At 70.6% G+C, this 24329-nt stretch carries 10 protein-coding genes; 4 read left to right on the top strand and 6 right to left on the bottom strand.

Annotated elements, in window-relative coordinates; genetic code table 11:
- Positions 1 to 82: 82 nt before the first annotated feature.
- On the bottom strand, positions 83 to 988 hold the full coding sequence (gene pucL / locus GA0070564_RS10515) for a factor-independent urate hydroxylase (protein WP_091606513.1): 906 nt from the start codon (positions 986 to 988) through the stop codon (positions 83 to 85).
- A gap of 357 nt (positions 989 to 1345) precedes the next feature.
- Between pucL and GA0070564_RS10510 the strand changes: the two genes are divergently transcribed.
- The gene (locus tag GA0070564_RS10510) at positions 1346 to 1996 is read left to right on the top strand and encodes an LOG family protein (protein ID WP_091606509.1); all 651 of its coding nucleotides are present in this window, start codon (positions 1346 to 1348) and stop codon (positions 1994 to 1996) included.
- A 319-nt stretch (positions 1997 to 2315) separates the two neighbouring features.
- Here the strand turns inward: GA0070564_RS10510 and GA0070564_RS10505 are convergent, their stop codons facing one another.
- A complete protein-coding gene (locus GA0070564_RS10505) occupies positions 2316 to 2867 on the bottom strand; it encodes a 4'-phosphopantetheinyl transferase family protein (RefSeq protein ID WP_483819059.1) in 552 nt (183 codons plus the stop codon).
- A gap of 215 nt (positions 2868 to 3082) precedes the next feature.
- Here GA0070564_RS10505 and GA0070564_RS10500 point away from each other — a divergent pair, with 215 nt between their 5' ends.
- From GA0070564_RS10500 to GA0070564_RS10490, 3 genes are all read left to right on the top strand, one after another.
- Positions 3083 to 13579: a non-ribosomal peptide synthetase gene (locus GA0070564_RS10500; protein ID WP_091606503.1), complete on the top strand. Its 10497-nt coding sequence runs from the start codon at positions 3083 to 3085 to the stop codon at positions 13577 to 13579.
- 36 nt (positions 13580 to 13615) lie between these two features.
- Positions 13616 to 14581, top strand: a complete 966-nt coding sequence (locus tag GA0070564_RS10495; protein WP_141714747.1) for a GHMP family kinase ATP-binding protein — start codon at positions 13616 to 13618, stop codon at positions 14579 to 14581.
- 352 nt (positions 14582 to 14933) lie between these two features.
- Complete coding sequence (locus tag GA0070564_RS10490; protein ID WP_141714746.1) at positions 14934 to 18008, top strand: AfsR/SARP family transcriptional regulator; 3075 nt, start codon at positions 14934 to 14936, stop codon at positions 18006 to 18008.
- 153 nt (positions 18009 to 18161) lie between these two features.
- On the opposite strand, the gene GA0070564_RS10485 is transcribed toward GA0070564_RS10490, so the two are convergent.
- The 4 genes from GA0070564_RS10485 to GA0070564_RS10470 are packed head-to-tail and all read right to left on the bottom strand — an operon-like array spanning position 18162 to position 24138.
- A complete protein-coding gene (locus GA0070564_RS10485; RefSeq protein ID WP_245669915.1) occupies positions 18162 to 19166 on the bottom strand; it encodes a GntG family PLP-dependent aldolase in 1005 nt (334 codons plus the stop codon).
- 40 nt (positions 19167 to 19206) lie between these two features.
- A complete protein-coding gene (locus tag GA0070564_RS10480) occupies positions 19207 to 21441 on the bottom strand; it encodes a pyridoxal-phosphate dependent enzyme (protein WP_091606493.1) in 2235 nt (744 codons plus the stop codon).
- Positions 21431 to 22912, bottom strand: a complete 1482-nt coding sequence (locus GA0070564_RS10475; protein ID WP_091606490.1) for an argininosuccinate lyase — start codon at positions 22910 to 22912, stop codon at positions 21431 to 21433. The genes GA0070564_RS10480 and GA0070564_RS10475 overlap by 11 nt, the downstream gene beginning before the upstream one ends.
- Complete coding sequence (locus tag GA0070564_RS10470) at positions 22909 to 24138, bottom strand: Zn-dependent hydrolase (RefSeq protein ID WP_091606487.1); 1230 nt, start codon at positions 24136 to 24138, stop codon at positions 22909 to 22911. Before GA0070564_RS10470 ends, GA0070564_RS10475 begins: the two co-directional genes overlap by 4 nt.
- Positions 24139 to 24329: the final 191 nt, after the last annotated feature.

Below are 24329 nucleotides of genomic sequence, written 5' to 3'. Positions count from 1 at the left end.
CGCCTCGTCGGGCCGTCCGGCGATCAGCGGACAACAGATGGCGAGGCGGTGACGCCCGGAGTCGGCCATGTCGCTCGTCAGTTCACAGGAAGGACGGCACGGCGAGCCAGGCGTCGCCCGGCTCGGGCGCGTCGTCGCGGGTCACGGCGGCCTCGATGAGCCCGTACGGCCGGTCGGTGGCGGTGAACACCTCGCCGCTGTTCTCCAGGCCGAATCGGGCGAGGTCAACGGGGAAGTGATGCTTGTTGGGTGCGGAGAAGCGGATCTCGGCCACCTCTTCGTGAGCCTTGAGCACGTGCGCTCCCATCAGATAGAGGGTCTCCTGTAGCGCCCGGCTGTAGGTGGTGGCGAAGGTCTCCAGCAGCGACGCACTGATGGCGCCGTACGTCGAGTTCCAGTCGACCTCGGTACCCGCGTACCGCCACCTCGCGACGAGCGAGGTGGCGAGGATGCGGTCGTCGGTCTCCTGCAACGTCGTGTATTCGTCCCGGAGGAAACCCTTGAACTCCGAACCGGTCGACTTGAGCAGGACCAGGTCACGTAGGCCGGAAACCACGCGGACCAGCTGCTCGGCGTTCCGCCCGGAGAGCGTGACCACGGTCGTCCGGACGGCTCCGCCGCGGCGGAGGAACGCGTGGTCGTGGCCGGCCCCGTCGACGTCGATTCGGTCCCAGGCGTACTGCTCGACGCGGACCTGGGCGCCGGACGCCTTGGGGGACGCCTCGATCAGCCGTTGGCCGACCGCGATCGCGTAGTCCTCGGGAGACGTGACGCCGTGCTTCTTGGCGTACACGAAGGCGGTGTTCTTCTGGGTGTCGGTCGGTAGCACATCCCGCTGGTCTCCCTCGACGTGCGCCGCGGCGAAGTCACCGCGTAACGCCGTGGAGACGTTCAGATCCCAGATCTCGTGTCGCGGGTTGTCCCGGTAGATGCGCACGACGCGGTTCTCGGCCTTGCCGTACTGGTCGAAGCTGAGCACGGTACCCATGACGTCCCTCCTGCGTGTCGGTCGGTCGTCCTGTCGATGTCCGCATCGTGGTGGCCGTCCAGCCGGTGGCCGTCCCCGATCAGCTCCCCACCCGGGGCGCGGATCGGGTGCGAGCCGCCGGATCCCGTCTCGTGCTGATGCCGACGGCAACGAGGCAGGGCCAACGCGTAGGAGTCGAGGCGATCCCCAAATGGATCTCCACCGCGCCCGAGAGGGACGGGGCTCGTGGACGTCGGGTTTCCTTCATCGTGGGATCACCGTCCACCGCTGACCTGTCGCCGCCCTATCGGCGATCTCTTGTCGTCCTGCTCGCCGTCGATATCTTGGTGATAGACGCGGCGTCCCCAATGCAGTGTCATGAGCCTGCGAGTCATGTCGGCGGCGCCGACCGAGCCTGATCCCCGAGGCGCTGCGGCGCGTCCCCTGACCATCTGTGTCTTCTGCGGCGCCCGGCCGGGCCGGCGGGCGGCCGACACCGAGGCGGCCCGGCACCTGGGTCTGCTGATCGGCCGACGCGGTCACCGGTTGCTCTACGGCGGTGGTGGTTCGGGGCTCATGGGCGAGGTGGCGTGGTCCGCGCAGCGGCACGGTGCGCCCGTGACCGGGGTCATTCCCACGTTCCTGGTCGAGAAGGAGCGAGGCATCGCGGCACCACCGCAGCAGACGGTGGTCACCTCGACGCTGGGCGAGCGCAAGGTGGCGTTCCTCACCCAGGCCGACGCGTTCGTCGCCCTGCCCGGCGGGTTCGGGACTCTCGACGAGGTGCTGGAGGTGATAAGCCTCAACCAGCTGAAAGTGTTGACCAAGCCGATCGTGCTGGTCAACACCGACGGGTTCTGGGATCGGTTCCTCGGAATGGCGCAGGAGCTGACCGACTGGGGCTTCACCGATCCCGACCTCGGCTCGCTCTGCTCGGTGACCGGCACCACGGAGGACGCGCTGCGGTGCGTGGAGAGGCACGCGAACCACACCGCGGGACTGGCCGCCGTCGACGCGGAGCGGCTCTGAGCCGAGTTCATCGGTTGCCGAGTCCCATAGGCGGGTCGTGACCCACTCTTCGTACCTCGACGGTCCGCGCATGCTGCACGACAGCGACACCGCCGACCGAGGTGCGACCGACCGCTCGGGTGGCCGCCCGGCGGCACCTCGGCCGCCGCCAGGTCACCTGCCGCGAGGGCCGTGTCACGGGCAGCCGCCGGGTCGGCCCAGGTGTCTGCTCAACGGACGTCCGCCGCCGGCGCCCACTGTCGATCACTGCGTACCGGAGCGTTCAGAGGTCGACCGGCCGCCCGTTCGGGGCGTCCGTCGAGCGGGCGGGGTGGGCTTGTCAATCGCCTGACCCGACCGCCACCGCGGTCAGGATCAACCGGTCGGTCGCCAGGAAGCGTCCGGAGAACCGGGACCGCGATCCGTCGACGAGCAGTTGCGCGCTGAACCGGCCCGCAGTGGGGTCGATGGTCAGCCGGGCGTCCGGCAGTCCGAGCCACCGTCCGGTCAGCGGAAACCACGCCTTGTACACCGCTTCCTTCGCGCTGAACAGCAGCCGGTCCCAATGCGTCCGAGGATGGGCACTGCGCAGGTCGCGCAGCATGTCGGCCTCGCCGGGCGCGACGATGTAGTCCTGGGTTCCGGCCGGCAGTGTCTGGTGCGGCTCGGCGTCGATGCCAACCGACATCAGGTCGGCCGAGCGCGCGACGGCGGCCGCTCGGTAGCCGGTGCAGTGCGTGATGCTGCCGACCACCCCGGTCGGCCAGACCGGCGCCCGTTCGGCACCGATCCGGATCGGTGCCGGAGCCACACCGAGCCGCCGCAGGGCTTCGCGCGCGCAGCGGCGGGCGGTGACGAACTCCCGGCGCCGGAGGTCGACGACGTTCGCCACCAGGTCCTCCTCGCCAGGGAACACCGGCTCGCCGGGTATGTCGGAGAACGCCTCAGCGGTGCGTACGGCGGCCGGGAGCAGAGTCGCGAGCATCGACCAGAGTCTACGGCCTGAGCGCGGTGGACACCCCCTATCGTCCACGTATCCCGGACCGGCGCCTCCAACCGGTGACGGCGGGACAGCGGGCCGATAGGCGACCGGCCGAGAGTCGGCCCATGACCATCACTCCTGACGAGCGCGAGGATCTGCTGGCCGCGGCACGGCGCAGTGTCACGGAACGGCTGCTGCGCGGAGCCGCGCCGACCGCGAGCCCGGTGCAGACACCGGACGCCGCACGGTCGCCCGAGGAGCCCGTCCCGCTGTCGCCGGAGCAGCATTCTCTGTGGCTCGTCGGAGAGATGCTCGGCGCACACGAGGGGCTCTACAGCGTGCATGAGGTCGTGCGACTGCACGGGGCCGTAGAGGTCAGCAGATTGCGGACCGCGCTGGATCGTCTGGTGGCCCGGCACGAGGCGTTACGTACCGTCGTCGTCGAGACCGAGGACGGACCGATGCAAATCGTCCGCGCCCCGGGGCCGGCCGCCTTCACCGTGGTGGACCGGACCGAGCACGGAGGCGACCCGATGGCCTCGGTCCGGGCCGAGCTGGCGCGGCGCTTCGACCTCGAGGCGGGACCGCTGTTCCGCGCTGCTCTCGTCGAGGCGGACGGCGATCACCTCCTGGTGCTGCACCTGCACCACCTGATCGCCGACGAATGGTCCTGCCAGATCCTGGCCACCGACCTCAGCCGGCTCTATCGCGGCGTCGCGGACGTCGCGGCGCCGGGTCGCTACACCGACTACGCGCGCCGGGCCCTCGAAGGCGCTGCCGACGGCCGGCAGACCCACCTGGACCATTGGCGCCGGGCCCTCTCGGATGTCGACCCGTACCTGGAACTTCCCATCGACCGGCCGCACCCGCCCGAACCGACATACCGCGGCGACGGGGTCGTGATGACCGTGCCCCCGAACACGGCGAACCGGCTACGGCAGGTCGCTGCCGAGGCCGGCGTGACGCCCTTCGTCGCGGTGCTGGCGGGGCTCGCGGCCACCCTTGGTGGCTACAGCGGGCAAACGCGTTTCGCGGTGGGGACGCCCATGTCGCGCCGTGGCACGGCCGGCACCGACGAGACTGTCGGGCTCTTCGTCAACACCGTCGCCGTTCCGGTCGATCTGGCTGACGGGCCGGAGCTGCGTGACCTCATGATCCGCCTGCGCCGGACCGTGGCCGGGGCGCTGGACCATGCCGACGTCAGCATCGAGGAGGTGGTCCGCGCGCTGAACGTGCGACGCGCGCCGGATCGCAACCCGCTGTTCCAGGTGTTGTTCCAATACCTGGACGACCACGAGGACTGGTGGGACCTTCCGGGTATCACCACCGAGCCGGTCGACCTCGACGAGGCCACCGAGAAGTTCGAACTCACGCTGGTGGCGCGCGACGACGACGGCGCGATCCGCCTGGAGCTCCGGTACGCCACGGATCTGTTCGAGGCCGATACCGTACGGCGGCTGCTGCGCAGTCTGGTTGCCGTCCTGGAGCAGATGGCCGCCGATCCCGCACGCCGGACCGGCGACCTTGATCTGCTGGGGGCCGACGACCTGCACCGGCAGCTCCGGTCCTGGAACGACACCGAGGTGCCGCTGCGCGAGACGACCCTGGCGTCCCTGTTCGCCGAGCAGGCGGCCCGGACCCCGGATGCCTGCGCCGTCGTCGACGACCAGGAGACGCTCACGTACGCGGAACTGGCGCACCGAGTGAGCCGGGTAGCCGCGGGGCTGCGGCGAGCCGGGGTAGGACCCGATGTGCCGGTCGGGGTCTGCCTGCAGCGCTCGTTCAGGCTGGTGACCGCGCTGCTTGCTGTCGAGTGGGCAGGTGGCGCGTACGTGCCGCTCGATCCCGATCATCCCGACGGCCGACACGCGATGATCGTCGCCGACACCGGGATGTCCGTCGTCCTGGTCGACCAGGAGACCGCCGGTCGTTGGACCGGCGACGAGGTCGTCGTGCTGGACGTGGACCGGCAGGCGGCGATCACCGACGACGGCACTTCCGGCCTGACGGCAGTGTCACCGGACGACCTCGCATACATCATCTTCACCTCCGGCTCGACCGGGCGGCCCAAGGGCGTCTGTGTACCGCACCGGGGTGTGGTCAACCGGCTGCAGTGGATGCAGAAGGCCTACCCGATCGGCACCGGCGACACTGTCGTCCAGAAGACGCCGTTCAGCTTTGACGTGTCGGTGTGGGAGTTCTTCTGGCCGCTGACCGTCGGCGCGCGTCTGGTGGTCGCCGAGCCTGGTGGACATCAGGACCCGGCGTACCTGGCGGACCTCATCCGCCGCAGCGCCGCGACCGTCGTGCACTTCGTGCCCTCGATGCTCGCGGAGTTCCTCGCCGATCCCACGGTCGACGACCTTCCCAGCCTGCGCCACGTCATCTGCAGCGGCGAAGCCCTTCCGGCCGGGCTGGCGGATCAGGCTCGCTCCCGGCTCACCGCCGAGTTGCACAACCTGTACGGCCCGACCGAGGCGTCGATCGACGTGTCCGCGTACACCTGTGTGTCTGCGCCGGGCGAGGCGACCGTCCCGATCGGCAGGCCGATCGACAACACGCGGCTGTACGTCCTGAACGACGCCCTGCGCCCGATGCCCGTCGGGGTGCCCGGCGAGCTGTTCATCGGTGGTGTCGGCCTCGCCCGCGGATACGTCGGCCGGCCCGTACTGACCGCTGGCTCCTTCGTGCCCGACCCGTTCCACGGCGGCCGGATGTACCGGACGGGCGACGTCGCGCGGTGGCGTACCGACGGATCCCTCGAATTCCTCGGACGGATCGACGATCAGGTCAAGGTACACGGCCACCGCATCGAGCTCGATGAGATCGTTTCGACCCTGCTGGCCCGCCCCGACATCGCGCAGGCCGCAGTGGTGCCACAGCAGACCTCGGCCGGCGCTCTGCGGCTGGTCGCCTATGTGGTGCCGACGCCCGGGCACGTGCTGTCGGCGAGCGATCTGACGGCCCATCTGCGCGGCACGCTGCCGGAGTACATGGTCCCGGCCACGTACGTGCCCCTGGACGCGCTGCCGCTGACCTCGAGCGGCAAGGTGAACCGGAAGGCGCTGCCGGACGTGTCACCGGCAGCCGCATCGCGAGCGGAGCCGACCAGGCCACGCGACGAGACCGAGCGGGTGCTGGCCGCGATCTGGGCCGAGCTGCTCGATCTCGACTTCTGTGGCGTGCGGGACAACTTCTTCGACATCGGTGGCGACTCGATCCTGGCGGTGCGGATCGCCAACCGGGCTCGCGCCGCCGGCCTGCCGGTGACCCCGCGTCTGCTGCTACGGCACCAGACGGTGGCCGAGGTGGTGGCGGCGCTCCGCGCCACGGACGGCCCGGCCGCTGACGGCCACGGCGCCGCCCCGGCCCGCGCTGCCGAACCGCTACCGGACGGCGTGGAGTCCGTGCACCGGCTCTCCGCCCTCCAAGAAGGGATGCTGTTCGAGACGATCGCCTTCCCGGCGGAGAACCGGTACGCGCAGTACCACGCCTTCGATGTGGACCAGCCGCTCGACGAGGAGGCGCTGGCCTCGGCGCTGCGCGAGGTCTGCGCCCGGCACCCCGCGCTGCGCAGCCGGTTCGCCTGGCGCGGGCGGCCACATCCGGTCCAGGAGGTGCACTGTCGCGCAGAGCCGGAACTGGTCGTCCTCGACTGGCGCGCCGACGCGTCTCCGCGGCGGTACGAGGACTTCCTCGCCGAGGACCGGGCCGAACCGATCGAGCTGACCGGTCCGATCAACCGATTCACCGCGCTGCGCACCGGTGACTCGTCCTACCGGCTGGTGTGGCGGACCCACCACATCCTGCTCGACGGATGGAGCACCGAGATAGTGGTCCGGGAACTGTTCCAGATCGTCGGCGGCCTCCGCAACGGCACGTCCGTCGACCTCCCCGACCCGGTGCCGGCGGCAGCACATCGGGCGTGGCTCGCCGGACGCGACCGCGACGCGGACGCCGTGCACTGGCAGAAGGTGCTCGGCGGATTCACCACGCCGACCGCGCTACCGGTCAACCGGTTGCCGACGGAGGAAGGCGGCCGGGTGGGTACGGCGCTCGAACTGCTGAACCTGGACCGGGGCCAGCTGGATCGGTTGACCGAGGTGTCGCGCCGCTGGCGGGTGTCGCTGGGCTCGCTGGTGACCGCGGCCTGGGGACTGCTGCTGCGTCGGTTCGGTGGCGGGGACGACGTGGTCGTCGGGGTCACCGTCAACGGGCGGTCCGGGGACTTCCCTCGGATCGAACAGGTCGTCGGCCTGCTGATGAACACCCTCCCGGTCCGGATGCGGATCGAAGAGGGGATCACCGCCGGCGCGGTGGCCCGCGCAGTCCAGGATCAGATGGCCGAGTTGCACGAGCACGTCCACTGCTCGCTGGTCGACGCCAAGCGGCAGAGCGCGGTGCGGGCGGACGAGCGCCTGTTCGACAGCATCGTGGTGTTCCAGCACGAGGAGCGCGAACCGGCGCTGCCGCCGGAAGTGTCCCCGGTGCCCGGTAGCACCGCGCTGGACAGTGGCTACCCGCTGGTGCTGGACGTGACGGCGGGGGACGGGCTGTGCCTGCAACTGGCGTACCAACGCACCTGCGGCGAGGCGGAGACCATCCGGCGGCTGCTCGCGCACCTGGCGATCATCCTCACCGCGATCGCCGATGACCGGTCCGGCTCGATCGACACGCTCGACGCGTTGCCCGACGTCGAGCGCGAACGTGTGCTCCGGACATGGAACGACACCGACGCGTGGTACCCGTCGGAGACGTGCCTGCACGAGTTGTTCGAGCAGGCGGCTCGCGAGAATCCCGCCGCTACGGCGATCGTCGATGTCGACGGATCCTCGGTCTCCTACGCCGACCTGGACGAGTCCGCGAACAGGCTGGCGCACCACCTGCGTGCCCGAGGCGTCGGCCCCGAGCAGATCGTCGGCGTGCTCCTGGACCATTCCGTCGAGATGTTCGTGGCCCTGCTCGGCGTGCTCAAGGCCGGCGGCGCCTATCTCCCCCTAGACCCCGGCCATCCAAGTGACCGGCTGAAGTACTACCTGCGGGACAGCGGTGCCCGGCTCGTGGTGACCCGGGCCGACCTCGCGGCGCTGGCCACCGACGGCGAGAACCTGCCCGCGGTGCTGCTCGACGCCGAGGCCGCGCAGATCGCAGAGCGACCGGCCACGTCGCCCCAGACGGGTGTTACGGCGCGCAACCTGGTCTACATCATGTACACCTCCGGCTCGACCGGACGGCCGAAGGGCGTGCTGATCGACCATCGAGGTCTGATCAACTATCTGTGGTGGGCGCGTTCCGGCTATGGGATCGACGGCGCGGACGGCGCTCCGATGGTCGGCTCCATCGCGTTCGACCTCTCCGTTCCCAATTTCTTCCTGCCGCTGACGGCCGGGCTGAGCGTGACACTGTTGCCGCCCGACGAGGGCCTCGGAAATCTCGCCGACCTGCTCACCGAGCCGGCCGACTTCAGTCTGCTCAAGATCACGCCGGGGCATCTCGACGTGCTGCGTCGGATGGTGCAGCCCGACAGCGTCCATTCGGTGCGCACCTTCGTGGTGGGCGCCGACGAGGTGCGTACGGAAACCGCCCTGGGCTGGCGTAAGGCGGCTCCACGGGCACGGATCATCAACGAGTACGGCCCGACCGAGACGGTGGTCGGCTGCTCGACCTATGTCCTGCCGGACGAAGTCGATCCGGAGCTGCCGCTGCCGATCGGCCGGCCCATCGCCAACATCCGGATGTACGTGCTCGACCGTCACCTCTCCCCGGTACCGATCGGTGTGACGGGGGAGTTGTTCATCGGCGGTGACGGTGTCGCCCGTGGTTACCATCGCAGGCCGTTGGTCACGGCGGAGCGGTTCCTGCCGGATCCGTACGCGTCGGAGCCGGGCGCCCGGTTCTACCGGACCGGGGATCTGGCCCGGTGGCGCGCCGACGGGAACCTCGACTTCCTGGGCCGTTGCGACGATCAGGTGAAGATCCGCGGATACCGGGTCGAACTGGGGGAGATCGAGGCCCGGCTGCTGGCTCATCCCGACATCGTCGAGGGTGCGGTCGCCGCCTTCGCCCACGAGTCAGGCGACCGTCGGCTGGTCGCGTACCTGGTGCCCCGCCCCGATGGGCAGCTGCCGAGCGCCGTTGACCTGCAGGAATGGCTGGCCCGCGACCTGCCCACCTACATGCGTCCCGCACAGTTCGTCTGTCTGCCGGAGCTGCCGCTCACGGCGGCCGGCAAGGTCGACCGCAGCCGGCTGCCGGCACCGGGCCCGGTCACCCGGGATGAGGAAGCCGGGTACGTCGCTGCCCGCACCGAGACCGAGCGACGCCTGGTCAGTGTCTGGGAACAGGCGCTCGGTGTGACCGGGGTCGGCGTGCACGACGACTTCTTCGGGCTCGGTGGCGACTCCATCGTCTCGGTGCGGTTGGTCGCTCTGGCACAGGAGTACGGTCTCGCCGTCAACCCGCGTGACGTGTTCCGCCATCCGACCGTCGCCGGTCTCGCGGCCGTGGTGACCCTCGCGGAGCCGGCAGCGGCGGAGCCCGCTCCGGAGCGATCGGCTGCGGAGCCACCGGTGGCCGGGCCCGACCCGCTCACCGGGCTGGACGACGAGGCTGCCGCCGTCCTGCGTACCCAGCTGAGGGAGTTGGACACGGCCGAGGTGTACCGGCTCACCCACCTGCAGACCGGCATGCTGCTGCACCGGCTCGCCGACCCGCAGCGGGACGAGTACTTCCGCCAGTTCATCTGGGACCTCGACGGCGATCTCGACGTGGGAACGTTCGTGACGGCGTGGCAGCGGGTCATCGACCGGCATGCGGCCCTGCGGACCCGGTTCATCTGGCAGGACCTGCCGCACCCGGTGCAGGTCGTCGTCCGCGCCCAGCCGATCGTGGTCGAACGCTGGGACTGCCGTTCCACTCCTGACGGCGAGCGCGTGGGCTGGCTGGAGCGGCTGGCCGCGGACGAACGGGAGCGCGGGATCGACCTCACCGCCGGACCGCCGATGCGGCTGGTTCTGATCCGAACCGGTTCGACGCGCCACCGCCTGCTGTGGAACGTCCACCACCTGGTGCTGGACGGCTGGAGCCGGTCGATCGTGAGCCGTGAGGTGCTGGAGACATACGCCGCTATGCGTACCGGCGGTGCCCTGCCGGCCGATCCGCCGGCACCGTTCCGTGACTACCTGTCCTGGCTCGACCGCCACCCGGCGAACCGGGACATGGGTTACTGGCGGCGAACGTTGGCCGGCCTGCGCGGTCCCACGCCGCTACCCGCCGTCGCAGCGGGTCGACGCCCGGGAACCGGCATCGGCGTCGAGGAGAGCACTCTCGCCGATTCGCTGTTCCAGGCTCTGCGCGACACCGCAGCTCGTTACCGGATCAGCCTGCCGAATCTGTTGCAGGGGGCGTGGGCGTTGCTCCTGAGCCGGCATTGCGGCACCGATGACGTCGTCTTCGGCACCACGCTGGCCGGCCGGTCCGCCGACGTGCCCGGCATCGACCGCATGGTCGGGATGCTGATGAACACCCTGCCCACCCGGATGGGCGTGTCCCCGGACATGTCGATCGGCGACTGGCTCACCGAGGTGCACCGAGGCCGCCTGACCCAACAGGAGCATGCCGGCGCATCCCTGGTGGAGATTGCCCGATGCGTCGATGTGCCCCGCGGAGAACGGCTGTTCACCAACCTGTTCGTCCTGGAGCGCGCCGCCGACGAGGAGGAGGGCGAGTGGGCCGGCCTGCGGGTCGACCAGAGCGACGGCGCTCCGGGCGAGACCGCGTACCCGTTGGTGCTCACCGTGAGCGTCGCCGGTCACCTCGAGCTCGGACTGAAGTTCGAGCACGCAGTCTATGACCGGGACGCGGTCGCGGAACTCCTCGGGCACTACCGAATGCTGCTCGAGGCCGTCACCGTTGCGCCCGCCGACGACCCGGTCGCCGCGTGGCGCGAAGTCGTACCCGCGCCGGTCGTTCCGGAACCGGCTCCGGCCGCGTCGTCGGGCGCCGCCGGGCCGGCCGGGACGGGGCTCGCCGCCGCCGTCACGGAGGCCGAGCGGGTGCTCGCGGAGATCTGGAAGGGCGTGCTGCGCCTCGACCGGGTGGGGCCAGAGGACGACTATTTCGCCCTCGGTGGCGATTCGGTCCTCGCCTTCCAGGTTGTCACCCTGGGGCGGCGTGCCGGCCTGTCGATCACTGTGCAGGACGTGCTGCGCGACACCAGGCTGCGAGACCTGGCCGCCACCGTGGCGCCGGGCGCGGCGGTGGAGGTGGCGGCCCCGCGTGCCGAGCACCCGGACCCCTGGTCGGCGGTACCGCTCACTCCGGCGCAGCATCGTCTGCTCGACCAACGTGTGCCGCACGACCACTACAACCAGTCGGTGCAGGTGGACTGGCACGGCGCCGCCGATCCGGGCCGCCTGGGACGGGCTCTGCGGGCGCTGACCGCCCAGCACGACGCGCTGCGGTTGCGTCTCGACCGCGCCGCGCCCGACCGGCGCCAGCGGGTCGCGCCGGTGTCGGACACCAATCCGCTACGGGTGGTCGATCTCGGCACCCGGACAGCCGATGAGCGACGGGACGAGATCCGGGCCATCGCCGATCGGCTGCACACCGGTCTCGACCTGGCCGACGGCCCCCTGCTCAGGGCGGCACTGATCCGGGCCGACGGATTCGACGACCGCGTCGTGGTGGTGGTCCACCACTGGGCCGTGGACACGTATTCCTGGCGCATCCTGCTCGACGACCTCGCCACCGTGTACCGAACCGACGATCCCGCCGCGCTCACGCCGGTCCCGACCTCGTTCGGGCAGTGGGCCACGCGGCTCGCCGCGTACGCGAGCAGCGGGAAGCTGGACGAGGAACGCGAGTTGTGGCAGGCGGTGGCTCGCGAGCCGGTGGCGCCACCGCCCGCAGTTGATGTAGGCGGCATCAATCGTGAGTCGGCGACCCGCACGGTCGAGGCGGTGCTCGATGAAGCGGACACGAGCCGGCTGACCCGCAGGGCGGCGCACGGGGTGCCGATGCAGACGCTGGTGCTGGCCGCTCTCGGGGACGTGCTGGTGGAATGGGCCGGCGGCGGCCTCCCGGTCTCGGTCGACATCGAGGGCCACGGCCGCGAGCCGCTGTTCGATGATGTGGATCTCTCCCGCACCGTCGGCTGGTTCACCGCCAGGTACCCGGTGGTCGTCCGGCCGGTCGGCCGGGGTGGCGTCGACACGGCGGTGGACGCCCTGGCCGACACCCTGGCGGCGATTCCGCACCATGGGATCGGACATGGACTGTTGCGTCACCTGGCGGGCCAGGCCGATCTGGCATCCAGGTCGTGGGTCAGCCTGACCCACTTCGGTCATCTGCTCGACCAGGGCGACGGTGCGGGCCTGTTCCACGGCGTGGACGACGACTCGACGGCCCGGGCCCCCGCCGGTGAGCGCCGCTACCTCCTGGACGTCAGGTCGTGGGTGCGAGACGGCCGGCTGCACGTCGACTGGACCTTCCCGGCCGGAAACGTCGAGGAGCGGGTGGGCCGCCGGCGTCTTCAGGAGCACCTGCAGCGACTTCGCAAGCTGGCGGCACCGGCCGACCGGCCGGTTCCGGCGTCCTGGCAGCGCCTCGAGCCGGGCTCGGCACTGATGGCCGCCGCGCGTCGGCGGTGTCAGGCGCCGGCGGTGAGTGTCGCGGTGATCGCCGACGGGCAGGTCGCCCGGGCCTGGGGTGAGGGAACGACCGACGCCCGTGGGGGTGCGGCGGTCGATGCCGAAACGATCTTCCAGGCCTGTTCGGTGAGCAAACACGTCACCACGGTGGGCGTGCTGCGGCTGGCCATGGACGGCGTGCTGGACCTGGACGCGGACGTGCGTACCCACCTGACAGGCGGGTTGCGCGGCGCGTCGGGACCGGTCACCCTGCGGGGCCTGCTGGGCCACGTGGCAGGGCTGGTGCAGTACGGCCACCCGGGCCATGAGCAGGCGGACCCGCTGCCCACCCTCGCCGACATGATCCTGGGTCGGCCGCCGGCCGCGACACCGCCGATCGAGGTGACGGGCGCGGCAGGGACGTTCGGCTATTCCGGAGCGAACTTCACCGTGGTGCAGAGCGTCCTCCAGGCGGTCACCGGCGAGCCGTTCGCCGAGACGATGCGACGGTTGGTGCTCGGTCCGCTCGGCATGCGTGACAGCAGCTTCGACCAGGCGTTCCCGCACCTGCGGCCGGGCCGTGTGGCGCACGGCCACCGGGACGACGGCACGCACCTGCCCGGCGGCTGGCGAGTCTTCCCCCAGCAGGCCGCGAGTGGCCTGTGGACGACCGCCGCCGATCTGGCCAAGGTAGCGGTGGAGATCCGGGCAGCTGCCACCGGCGAACCGTCGCGGGTGCTCGACCGGGCGTCCGCGCAAGCCATGATCACGCCGGAGGTGCCGGGCGGTCGGTACGGCCTGGGCTGCGTCAGCAAGGTCGTCGACGGTCACCGGTGGTTCGGTCATCCCGGCGATCGGCACAGCTTCCAGTGCATGACCGCGACGGATCTCGACGACGGAGCGGGTCTGGTCGTCCTCTCGAACATCGGGGGGAGGCCATTCCTGGCCGATCTGTTCGCGGAACTGGAATTCCCCATGCCGCCGACGCTGTGACCAACGATCCGGTAACGCGCCGACCAAGGGAGAAAAATGATCATCGCATCGGGATCGGCCCGCGCCGCGTTCGATGGCCGGCCGGTGCAGGCCGGCCGTGGCTGGGCCTATGGCACCTTCGGTGAGCTGCTTCAGGGCGTGTTGCCGGAACCGGGTACGGATTTCCTGGTAACGCTGCCGATCAGGCGGGGATGTTCGGCGTACTTCGAGTTACACCCAGGCGCATCGAGGGTCGAAGTCGCACCACGGAGCAAGACGAAATCACGGGCAGTGGCCGAGGCCATGCTGCGCCGGTACGGCGTGTGGGGCGGTGGTCGGCTCACCCTCGACGGCGATCTCACCGAGGGCAAGGGCCAGGCGAGTTCCTCGGCCGATCTGGTGGCCACCGTGCGGGCGGTGAGCGAGGCGATCGGGGTGACGCTCACCCCGGCCGACATCGAGTCACTGCTGCGCCCGATCGAGCCCACCGACGGGGTGATGTATCCCGGTGTGGTGGCCTTCCTGCACCGGCAGGTCCGGCTGCAAGCGATGCTGGGTCATTTGCCGGCAACGACGATCGTGGGCGTGGACGAGGGTGGCCAGGTCGACACGGTCGACTTCAACCGCATTCCCAAACCGTTCGGCCGCGCCGAGCGGCGGGAGTACCGCAGCCTGCTCGATGAGATCACGGTGGCGATCGGCAAGGGGGATCTCGCGACGGTCGGCGCCGTGGCCACCCGGAGCGCGCTGCTCAACCAGCGGCTGCGTCCCAAGTCGATGCTCGGCGACCTGGTGGCCCTCTCGGCCGCGACGGGCGCCCTCGGGGTGGTCGCCGCGCACAGCGGAACGATCCTCGGCCTGTTGCTCGCCGACGACGACCCCGACTACCCGGACAAGCTCGCCCGGGTACGGTACGGCTGCCGCGCCCTGGCCGGCCGGGCCTGGGTCGACCGATCCATGCCGACGATGCCGCAGTCGACCGATCTTCCCACCGGGTCCCGCTCTGGGCCGGGAGCCCGTTGACGGTTCGCCGGTCGGTCCGCCGCCCGATGTCGTCCGGTCAGGTCGGTGATCGCTATGGGTCTACTCAGCCTCCCCGGTTTCTGGAAAGCGAATCTTCGGGTCGGCATACCGGCCGCTCAAAATACATAACGCCGCCGCGTAGTCAGGGCTCATATTCGGACCGAGAGTGATCGCTGGTCCTACACAGCGGATTGTTGAACGCTCGACGGCCCCGCTCCGAGCTGTTACGCTCCTGATTCGGACAGTGATCAACGGCAATGCCCTTGCCCATCGCCAGGGGTGCGAGGGCGATTTCGCCGCGCGTCGCAAGGTGTAACAGACGGAGCCGAGACCACGGGGGACTGCGGCTGTGATGAACTTCGAGATCCTCGGCACGCTGGGGGTGAAAGGCCCGACAGGCACAGCCACCATCCGAGCGGCGCGGCAGCGCATCGTCCTGGTGATGCTGCTGCTCGAGGCGGGCCGGGTCGTCCCGGTCGACCGGCTGTCCACAGCCATCTGGGACGACGCCCCACCGCAGACCGCGCGAGGACAGATCCAGATCTGCGTCTCCGCGCTGCGGCGGGCGCTCGCCGACGTCGGCCTGCCGGACCGGCTGGAGACCTGCGCTCCGGGCTACCTGATCCACGCCGGGCCCGACGAGGTCGACCTGCTCGTCTTCGAGCGGCTCGTGGCAGAGGGCCGACAGAGCGCCGAGGAGCAGCGGCTCGATGAGGCGATCGGCCGCTACGAACGCGCGTTGAAGCTCTGGCGGGGCGACGCGCTGGCCGGGGTGGAGAGCCGGCTGGTGGCAGCTGCCGGCGCTCGCCTGGAAGAGATGCGGTTGCGGGCGGTCGAGGAGTTCATGGACCTGAGACTGCGCCAGAGCGGCCACCAGGAGATGATCGCCGAACTCGCCGACCTGGTGGCGTCCAACCCGCTGCGCGAACACCTGCGGGCGCAATTGATGCTCGCGCTGTTTCGCAGCGGTCGCCAGGGGGAGGCCCTGGCCTGCTACCGCGACGGTCGCCAGACACTCGTCGACGAGCTGGGCATCGAGCCGAGCGCCGAGCTGCGCGAGGTCGAACGTGCGGTCCTGGGCGGTGAAACCGACTATGAGCTGGATCCGAGGGCCGCGACCCAGCCTGCCGACGTCACGCCGGCCGACTACCGCCCGGCCCGGCTGCTCCCGCCCGACATCGGTGACTACACGGGCAACCGGCCGTTGCTCGACCGGCTCCAGGAGATAGTCACCGCGGAACCGGATGACGGGAACGCGGCGCCCCGGATCATCTCGGTCTCCGGCACCGGCGGTGTCGGCAAGTCCGCCCTGGCGATCCGGGTGGCACACGCGACGAAGGACTTCTTTCCCGACGGGCAGCTCTACGCCCGGCTCAACGGCAACAACACCCCGCTGGGCGCCGCCCAGGTCCTGGAGCGGTTCCTGCGTGCCCTCGGCGTACCGCACGTGATGATCCCCGGCGGCATCGAGGAGCGTGCCGAGACATTGCGAGCCCTGCTCGCCGGGCGGCGCGTGCTCATGGTTCTCGACGAGGTCGCGGACGAGGAGCAGGTCCGCATGCTGGTGCCCAACTCCGCCCCCAGCGTGGTCATCCTGACCAGCCGCCGCCGGCTCACCGCCTTGCCGGCGGCTCACCACGTGGAATGTCCCTTGCTCGAACCCAGCGACTCGGTCGAGTTGCTGGCACAGATCGCGGGGCCCGGTCGGATCTATGCCGAGCCGACCCAGGCGCTGCGACTGAGCAGCATGTGCGGCCACCTGCCGCTGGCGCTGCGCGCGGCAGGCGGGCGACTCCTCATCCGGCCCCACTGGACAGTGGCTCGGATGGCCGAGCGATTCGCCGACACGAGCCGGCGCCTCGACGAACTGTCGCATGGCGAACAGAGCCTCCGGGCCAACATCGCTCCCAGCTACGAGTGGCTCAGCGACCCGGCACGCCGACTGTTTCGGCTGCTCGGCGTGCTGGAGGCACGCGATTTCCCGGAATGGATCTGCGCACCCCTGCTCGGCTCGGACGACGACGCAGGTGCGGAGGCGCTCAGCGAGCTGGTGACGGCGCAGCTGCTGGAGGTCGAGACCCCGGTCGGCGGCCGAGCCCGGTTCCGGATGCACGGCCTGATCCGGATCTTCGCCGCAGAACGCCACGACGCGGAGGACCGAGCCGAGGATGGGGCCGAGGCGCTGCGCCGGGCTCTGGGCGCGTGGCTGTATGTCGCGGAAAAGGCCCACCGCAGCGAGTACGGAGGCGACCACACCGTCCTGCACAGTGACGCGGTTCGCTGGAAGGTCGATGAGACTCTCTGCGAAGAACTACTGGCCGACCCGCTCGAATGGTTCGCGGTCGAGAAGGATGCCCTGGTGGCGATGGTCGGTCAGGCCGCTGACCTCGGCGCCGACGACCTCTGCTGGGACCTCGCGGTGACGCTGGTGACCATTTTCGAGGTGCGGTCGGAATTCGTCGAGTGGCGGGCCACGCACGACAGCGCGCTCGCCGCGGTGCGGCGATCGGGCAACAAGTACGGCGAGGCCGCGGTCCTCTACTCCATGGGCGCCCTGGCTGCCGCGGAGTACCGCCTGGACGACGCGGCCCGGTTGTCCCGTGCCGCCGACGAGCTCTTCGTCGACCAACGAGTGCTGTACGGCCGGGCGCTCGTCCTGCGCAACCTGGCCTTCATCGATCGGGCGCAAGGCCGCCACGAGGAGGCCCGGCGCAAGTACGAGCAGGCGCGTGAGTGGTTCAGGTTCGCCGGTGACGTGATCGGGGAGGCCCACGTCTTGTCCGGGTTGGCCCAGCTGGCCGTCATCGCCCACGACCGGCGTGCTGCGCTCGGGCATCTCACCGAGGCGATCCGGCTCACCGAGGGACGGAGCCGCCGGATGGAGGCACAGTTGCGGTACCGCCTCGGCGAGGTGGCCCTGAAGGGTGACGACATCGGCACCGCGCTCGACTGCTTTCACGATGTCCTGGAGATCGTCGTCGAGTACGGCGACCGGATCGGCGAGGCCTACGCGCGCTACGGCCAGGGCCTGGCGCAGACCGCGGCCGGCGATGCGGATCGTGCCGTCGGCACGCTGCGCCAGGCGGGCAAGGTCGCCGCGGAGAGCGGCGACCGGATGGTGAGTGCCCGCATCCAGCTCGCCTGGGCAGAGGCCGAGTACGCGATCGGTTCGCGGGACATGGCCGCGCGCCTGGCCGGCGCCGCGCTGCAGAGCTTCCGTCAGTTGGGCGACCAGGTGTGGCAGGCCCGAGGTTTGCGCCTGCTCGGCGACACCATCGCGGACACCGCGACGGCGATGGCGGCCTGGCGGGAGGCGCTGACCATACTCGGTAAGGTCGATTCACAAGATGCCCGTGACCTCGCCGAGGAACTGGTACGCAGGCTCACCTCGGCCTCCTTGGCGTTCCAGGTCGGCGAGGCCTCCTGAGCGGTCCGGCGGGGCCGGGCAGATCTGCGGTCACCCCCAGTTGGTGTCCGTGCGGCCCGGGGCGGTGGCGTGGTGCGAGCGGGCCGGGGTGTTCGGGATCGAGTACATGGTCGTCACTCCTCGACGGGTGGGGCGGTGTGATCGCACGACTGTCTACCGTGGGCTTCCGGCGCCGTTCAGCCTCGGCTCGGAATGGGTGATCACCTTGGCGAGGCGGCTCACCGCCTCGTGCACGTCACCGGTGGTGACGCCGCAGTGGATGACCGCGCGGATCCGGCCGTGCCCGAAGGTGTTGACGGCGACGCCGGCACTGGCGGCCATCCGCACGACCTCTTCCGGGTCCCGTCCCGCGACCCGGAGAAGAATGCTGTTGGTCTGTGGTGGGTCCAGCGTGACACCCGGGATCGCGGCCAGCCCCTCGGCCATCAGCCGCGCGTGGGCGTGGTCCGTGCTCAGGCGCTCGGCCGCCTCGTCGATCGCCAGGATGCCGGCAGCGGCGATCACGCCCGCCTGTCGCATTCCGCCGCCGAGCATCTTGCGGATCCGGCGGACCCGCAGCAGCGTGGCCTCGTCGCCGGCCACCATCGAACCGATGGGTGCGGCGAGCCCCTTGGACAGGCAGAACTGCACCGTGTCGGCGTGCTGGGCCAGCTCGGCCGGCGGTACGCCGCGCGCCACCGCGGCATTGAAGATCCGGGCACCGTCCAGGTGCACCGCGACGCCGCGGGTCCGGGCCAGCGCGGCGACCTCGGCCGCGTACCCGTCCGGTAGCACCACCCCGCCGCAGCGATTCTGCGTGTTCTCCAGACAGATGACCGCCGCCGGGGCGAACTGTGGATCCTCGTCGTCCTCCGGGAACGCCGCGGCGATCGAGGCCAGTGGCAGAGTGCCGTCGGGAAGGTTGCGGATCGGCTCGTAGGAGATGCCACCGCATACCGTCGCGCCGGCCGCCTCGTACAGATAGATATCGGATTCCGACCCGACGATCGCCTTGGCCCCGCGCGGGGCGTGAGCCATCAGCGCAGCCAGATTGGCCATCGTCCCGCTCGGCATCAAACAGGCGGCGGCCTTGCCGAGGCGGTCGGCGGCCAGTCGCTCCAGTCGCAGCACGGTGGGGTCCTCGCCGTAGACGTCGTCACCGAGCGGGGCGGTGGCCATCGCCGAGCGCATCGCGGCAGAGGGCAGCGTGAAGGTGTCACTACGCAGTTCGATCATGGTTGACCTCGATTCGCAGATATCCGAGTGCGGCGTCCAGCGCCTCGCTGACCTCGTGGCCGGAGCTGCCCACCGCAATGACGTGCCCGAGCCGGTCATAGGCGTTACGCGGCGGACGAACGGCGGTCCCGGGTGCGGCCGTCACCGCCACGTCGACCACGCCCGGCGTCCGGCGGGCCGCAGTAGTGCCCTCGACGGCGGTGAGCCGGCCGGTGCGACCGGCGGTGAGGAACGCGATCCCGGCGGTGCGGTCCCGTGCCGGACTGAGCTGGACCGGGAGCCGGCACGCCGCGCGCAGGTGTTGCTCGACGATGTCCACCCCGGTGGCCAGCCGCACGAGCTCGGGGATCATGCCGCCGGCGGGGCGCGCGTTGATCTCGACGATGGACGGGCCTGCCGAGCCGAGCCGTACCTCGGTGTGCGTCGCGCCTTCCCGGATACCCGCCGCGGACAGGGCACGGGTGACCAAAGTCAGCACCTCGGCGTGCAGGGCCGGCGGAAGAGCCGCGGGGAAGACGTGCCGTGCCTCGACGAAGTGCGGCGGTGCGAGCGTGGACTTCGCCGTGACGCCGAGACAGGTGACCGTGGCGTCGTGGCTGAACATCTCCACCGACACCTCCGGCCCCGCCACGTACTCCTCGATCAGTGCCAGCCTGGCGGTCGCCTGGCCGCGCACGTTCGTGGTGACCGCCAGGATGCACTCGACCTGGTCCGCCGTCTCGGCGAGGTCGTGGCAGAGCCGGACGTTGTTCGAGCCGGAGTCGTCGATCGGCTTCACCACGCACGGCAGGCCGGTCACGGCGATCGCGGCCGGGATCTCGTCGGTGGCGGCGACCACGGCGTACCCGGGCTGGCGCACCTCGGCCGCGCTCAGCATCCGCCGTGTCGCCGCCTTGTCGCGGCACACGGCGATCGCCTCCGGCGGGTTGCCCGGCAGGTCGAACGAGGCGGTCAGCTCGCTGACCTGCGGCAGGTAGAAGTCGCTGGTGGTCGCGATGCCGGCGGGCGACGAGAGGTTCGCCTTGATCGTCCGGGCCAGCTCCGCAGTGTCGTCGGTGTCGCAGACCACGGTGCGGACGCGGACGTCGGGCAGCCCGCGGTAACGCTGGGGCGAGCTGGTGAACAACACCGGCTCCACGTCGAGGCGGGCGGCCGTCCGAATGGCCGTCATGCCGGTGCCCGTGGTGTTCGCCTCGATGAAGCCGAGCTGACGGCGGTGGTTCCGCCCGAGTTCGGCGAACGACCAGGCGGTCACCACGGTGCCGTACGGAACCTGCACCGGGTGGCTACGAGGCTGCGTCTCCGGCCGGTGCCGATAGACCGACTCCACGTACCGGTCGCCGCGGTCGGGGAAGATGCCCACCAGCGTCGTCCCTTCGGCGGCCTGCCGGGCCAGGTGGGTGAGGACCCGGTACACCGAACCAGAAGTGTTGCCGGCGAAGATCTGCTGCTCCCGGGCCAGCGCCCGGGTCGCGGCGAACGCCTCGTCATCGGACAGCCAGTGCACCTCGTCGAGCACGGCGTAGTCGATGTTGTCCGGTTGCAGGCTGTTGCCCAGTCCGCTCTGCAGGCGCTCGGGACGGTCCGGTTGGGCGAACAGCATGCTGCCGACGGCGTCGACGCCGACGGAGGTCAGCTCCGGCCGGTCGGCGCGCAGCGCCGCCGTGGTCCCGCACAGCGAACCGCCGCTGCCCACCGCGCCGACGAGCACATCGAGGCCATCGATGTCCTCCAGGAGCTCGTCCGCCAGGGCGCGGTACGCCAGCGGGTTGTGCGGGTTGTGGTACTGCTGCGGCCAGAAGGCACCGGGCAGGTCGTCCATCAGGTGAGCGAGGCGTTCCAGCCGGGCACTCTGCCAGCCCGCTCCGGTCATCGCCTCGACGACGTGCACCGCGCAGCCCAGCGCCTCGAGCTTGGTCAGGGTGATCGGATCGATCCGGGGATCGGTGACGATGTGGACCGGATGACCGAGATGGTTGCCCACCAGCGCCAGCCCCAGCGCCATGGTGCCGGACGAGCTCTCCACGATCGGCGCGCCGTCGACCAGCGTGCCGGCCTCGCGTGCGCGCAGGACGACCTCCTTGGCCACCCGGTCCTTCATCGCCATCAGGTTCTGCATCTCGAGCTTGGCGTACGCCCGCACCCCGGGGGCTGCCGGAATCCGCAGCCGGACCAGCGGGGTATGTCCGATCGCCGCCGTCACCGAGTCAAACAACATGGTGTCCTCGCAGTTGGTCTTCCACGGCGTTCACCGCAGAGGTCGTCGCGGAGCGGCGGTGCCGTCCCCATGCCGCGTGCTCGTCGAGTTCGGCGCACTGGACGGCCAGGAGGCGACGTACCGCGTCCGGACCGGTTGATCCGTCGGACGTCCGTGACGCCAGGTCGGCGTCCACGTCGAACGCCTCGGTCAGCAGGTCCGCCGGCTCCGTCACCGGGTAGCCGGCGGCCAGCCTGCGCAACAGCGGCCCGTCGGGCTCGCCGGGGGAGCGGCCCGCGTCGACGGCCGCCGCGATGTACCGGCCGGCCACCACCTGCGCGTGCCGCCATGGCAGTCCCGCTCTCAGGGTGAGCAGATTGGCCAGCCGGAAGCCGCCGAGGTGGTCACCGGCGCACGCATCCCGCATCTGCTCGGGCCGGAAGCGGAGCTCGGCGAGCACGGTGCTGGTCAGCCGGAACACCGATCCAGCCTGGGCGAACAGCGCATTCAGGTGACTACCGGCCTCCTTGGAAACCTCGACCATGTTGGCGTACGGAGTCGCGCGCTGGACCATGGCCACATCGAGGTGCAGCGCCGTCAGGTGTGCGCTCCGGCCACGGATCCGTTCGAGCACCGGGAAGTTGCGCTTCTGCGGCATGGACGAGGAGATGCCCACCATCGAGTCCGGAAGGTCCACCAGGCGGTAGGCGCCGCTGGCCCACGCCATCAGGTCGGTGGCGAAGCGGCTGAGGACCACCCCGTAGGCGGACAGATCCCCGCTTACACGCAGCGCCCACCCACGGGAGGCCACCGCCATCAGGGCGTGCCGGGTCGGCCGATCGAAACCCAGGAGCGTCGCCATGCGGGGCAGGTCCCAGTCCAGCTGTTGACCGGCCATCGCACCGGCGCCGAGCGGGCACTCGTCGACCGCGTCGTAGGTCGCACGCATCTGCCGGATGGTCCGCAGCGACTCCTCGACCAGGGCGGCAAGGTAGAAGCCGGGCGTGACGACCTGAGCGGCCTGCAGGTGTGTGTATCCGGGCATCGGCAGGTCGACGCCGGCCGCCGCGCGGTCGGCGGCGGCCCGAGCCAGACCGACCAGACTCTCAATGAGCGCGGCGAGCTGCGATCGGCCGTACAGCAGTTGGGCGCAGGCCTGGAGATCGTTGCGGCTGCGGTCGACGTGCCATGCGGCCGGCACAGGTTCCGGTCCGCCCTGGACGTACCGTTCGATGGCGAACGCGAGGTCGGACATGTTGCCCTCCGGATCGGCGGTGATCTGTTCCGGGGTCAGCTCGTTCAGCCGAGAGACCAGCGCGGCCGACTGGGTGTCGTCGATCAACCCCATTCGCCGGTACTCCAGCAACAGGACCTTTTCGATCAGCACGTACCAGGGCAGGAGCGTGCGGGCTTCCTTCTCGAACTGCGGGCGCAGTATCTCTTCGTGCAGGACGTCGGCCGGGGAAGCGTCGACACGCCCGGTGAACCTCACCGGTCCGCCCCCTCCAACAGGCGACGCACCGTGGTCAGGAGTACGTCCGCCCCGGCCAGCAGATGTTCCGGCTCGGTGTGCTCACGGGGGGAGTGGCTGATCCCGTCCCGACTGGGTACGAAGATCATTCCGACCGGGCCCGCCGCAGCGACGATCTGCGCGTCGTGACCGGCGCCGCTGTGCATCGTCAGCACGGGAAGTCCGTGCTCGGCCGCGGCGTCGGTGATCGCGGCGCTGAGCCGGTGGTCGGTGCGGACGGGAGCGGCGCGCATGCGGACGTCCACCCGCGCGTCGATGCCGGGTCCCAGCGCGGCCACCGCCGCCAGGACGGCGCGTTCGGCGTTCGCCAGCCGATCGAGTGAGCCGTCCCGGATCTCCACGGTCAAGGTGACGGCGCCCGGGATCACGTTGGTCACGTTCGGCCGGACATCGAAACGGCCCACCGTCGAGACGGCGCAGAGCCGGCGCACCCGGGCGATGTCCTCGATGGCGAGCGTCAGGCGGGCACCGGCTACGAGCGCGTCGTGCCGATCGTCCATCGGGGTGGTTCCGGCATGATTCTGCTCGCCGGTGAGCGTGATCTCGAAGATGTGGCGCCCGGTGATCGCCTCGACCAATCCGAGCGGGACACCGGCCCGTTGCAGCACCGGGCCCTGTTCGATGTGCAGCTCGAGGAAGCCGCCGAGCCGGCCGGCCGGCCACACGGCCGAGGACAGGGCGTCGATATCGCCCCCGGCAGCCCGCAAGGCGTCGCGCAGGGGAAGCCCGGCGCTGTCCACCAGACGCTCGGCATGTTCGATGGGACCGACCATCGCCTTCGATCCGAAGAAGGGGTACCCGAACTCGGCGCCCTCCTCGTTGGCGAAGGCGACCGCCACCGGCTCGTACGCAAAGGAGCCGTCTCGTTCGTCCAGCCGTGCCAAGGTCTCCAGGGCGGCCACGACGCCGTATGCCCCGTCGAGCCGGCCGCCGTGCACCACGCTGTCGAGATGCGATCCGAACAGCAGGACCGGCCGGTCCCGGTCCGCCTCCCGGCGTCCGATGAAGAGGTTCCCGGCCGCGTCGACGGTGGCGCGCAACCGGAGCATCCGCGAGCGCTCGCAGAGGTATCGCCGGGCGGCGTGATCCGCCTCGCTGAAGCCGGTCCGAGACACTCCGCCCAGCTCGTCCGCGCCGAATCGGGCCAGCTCCGCCAGGTGGGACAGGAACCGCCGACGGTCGATCATGGAAGCCGTCTGGTTGAGTTTCAGCACCGTGCACCTCCAGCCGCCTGGACTCCCTCGACCGCGGTCAGCGCGGAGGTGGTGTCGGGGCCGGCCAGGTGCGCGGACCACGCCACGAGATCCGTCAGCCCGGACCTGCCGCCACAGGTGATGCGGTGACCGCGTCCACCCGACCGGCGCCCGAATCGGTCGGC

The organism is Micromonospora mirobrigensis, from assembly GCF_900091555.1.
Lineage (GTDB): Bacteria > Actinomycetota > Actinomycetes > Mycobacteriales > Micromonosporaceae > Micromonospora > Micromonospora mirobrigensis.
The sequence above is the reverse complement of the archived record's forward strand: the minus strand, read 5'-3'. Positions and strand labels throughout refer to the sequence as shown.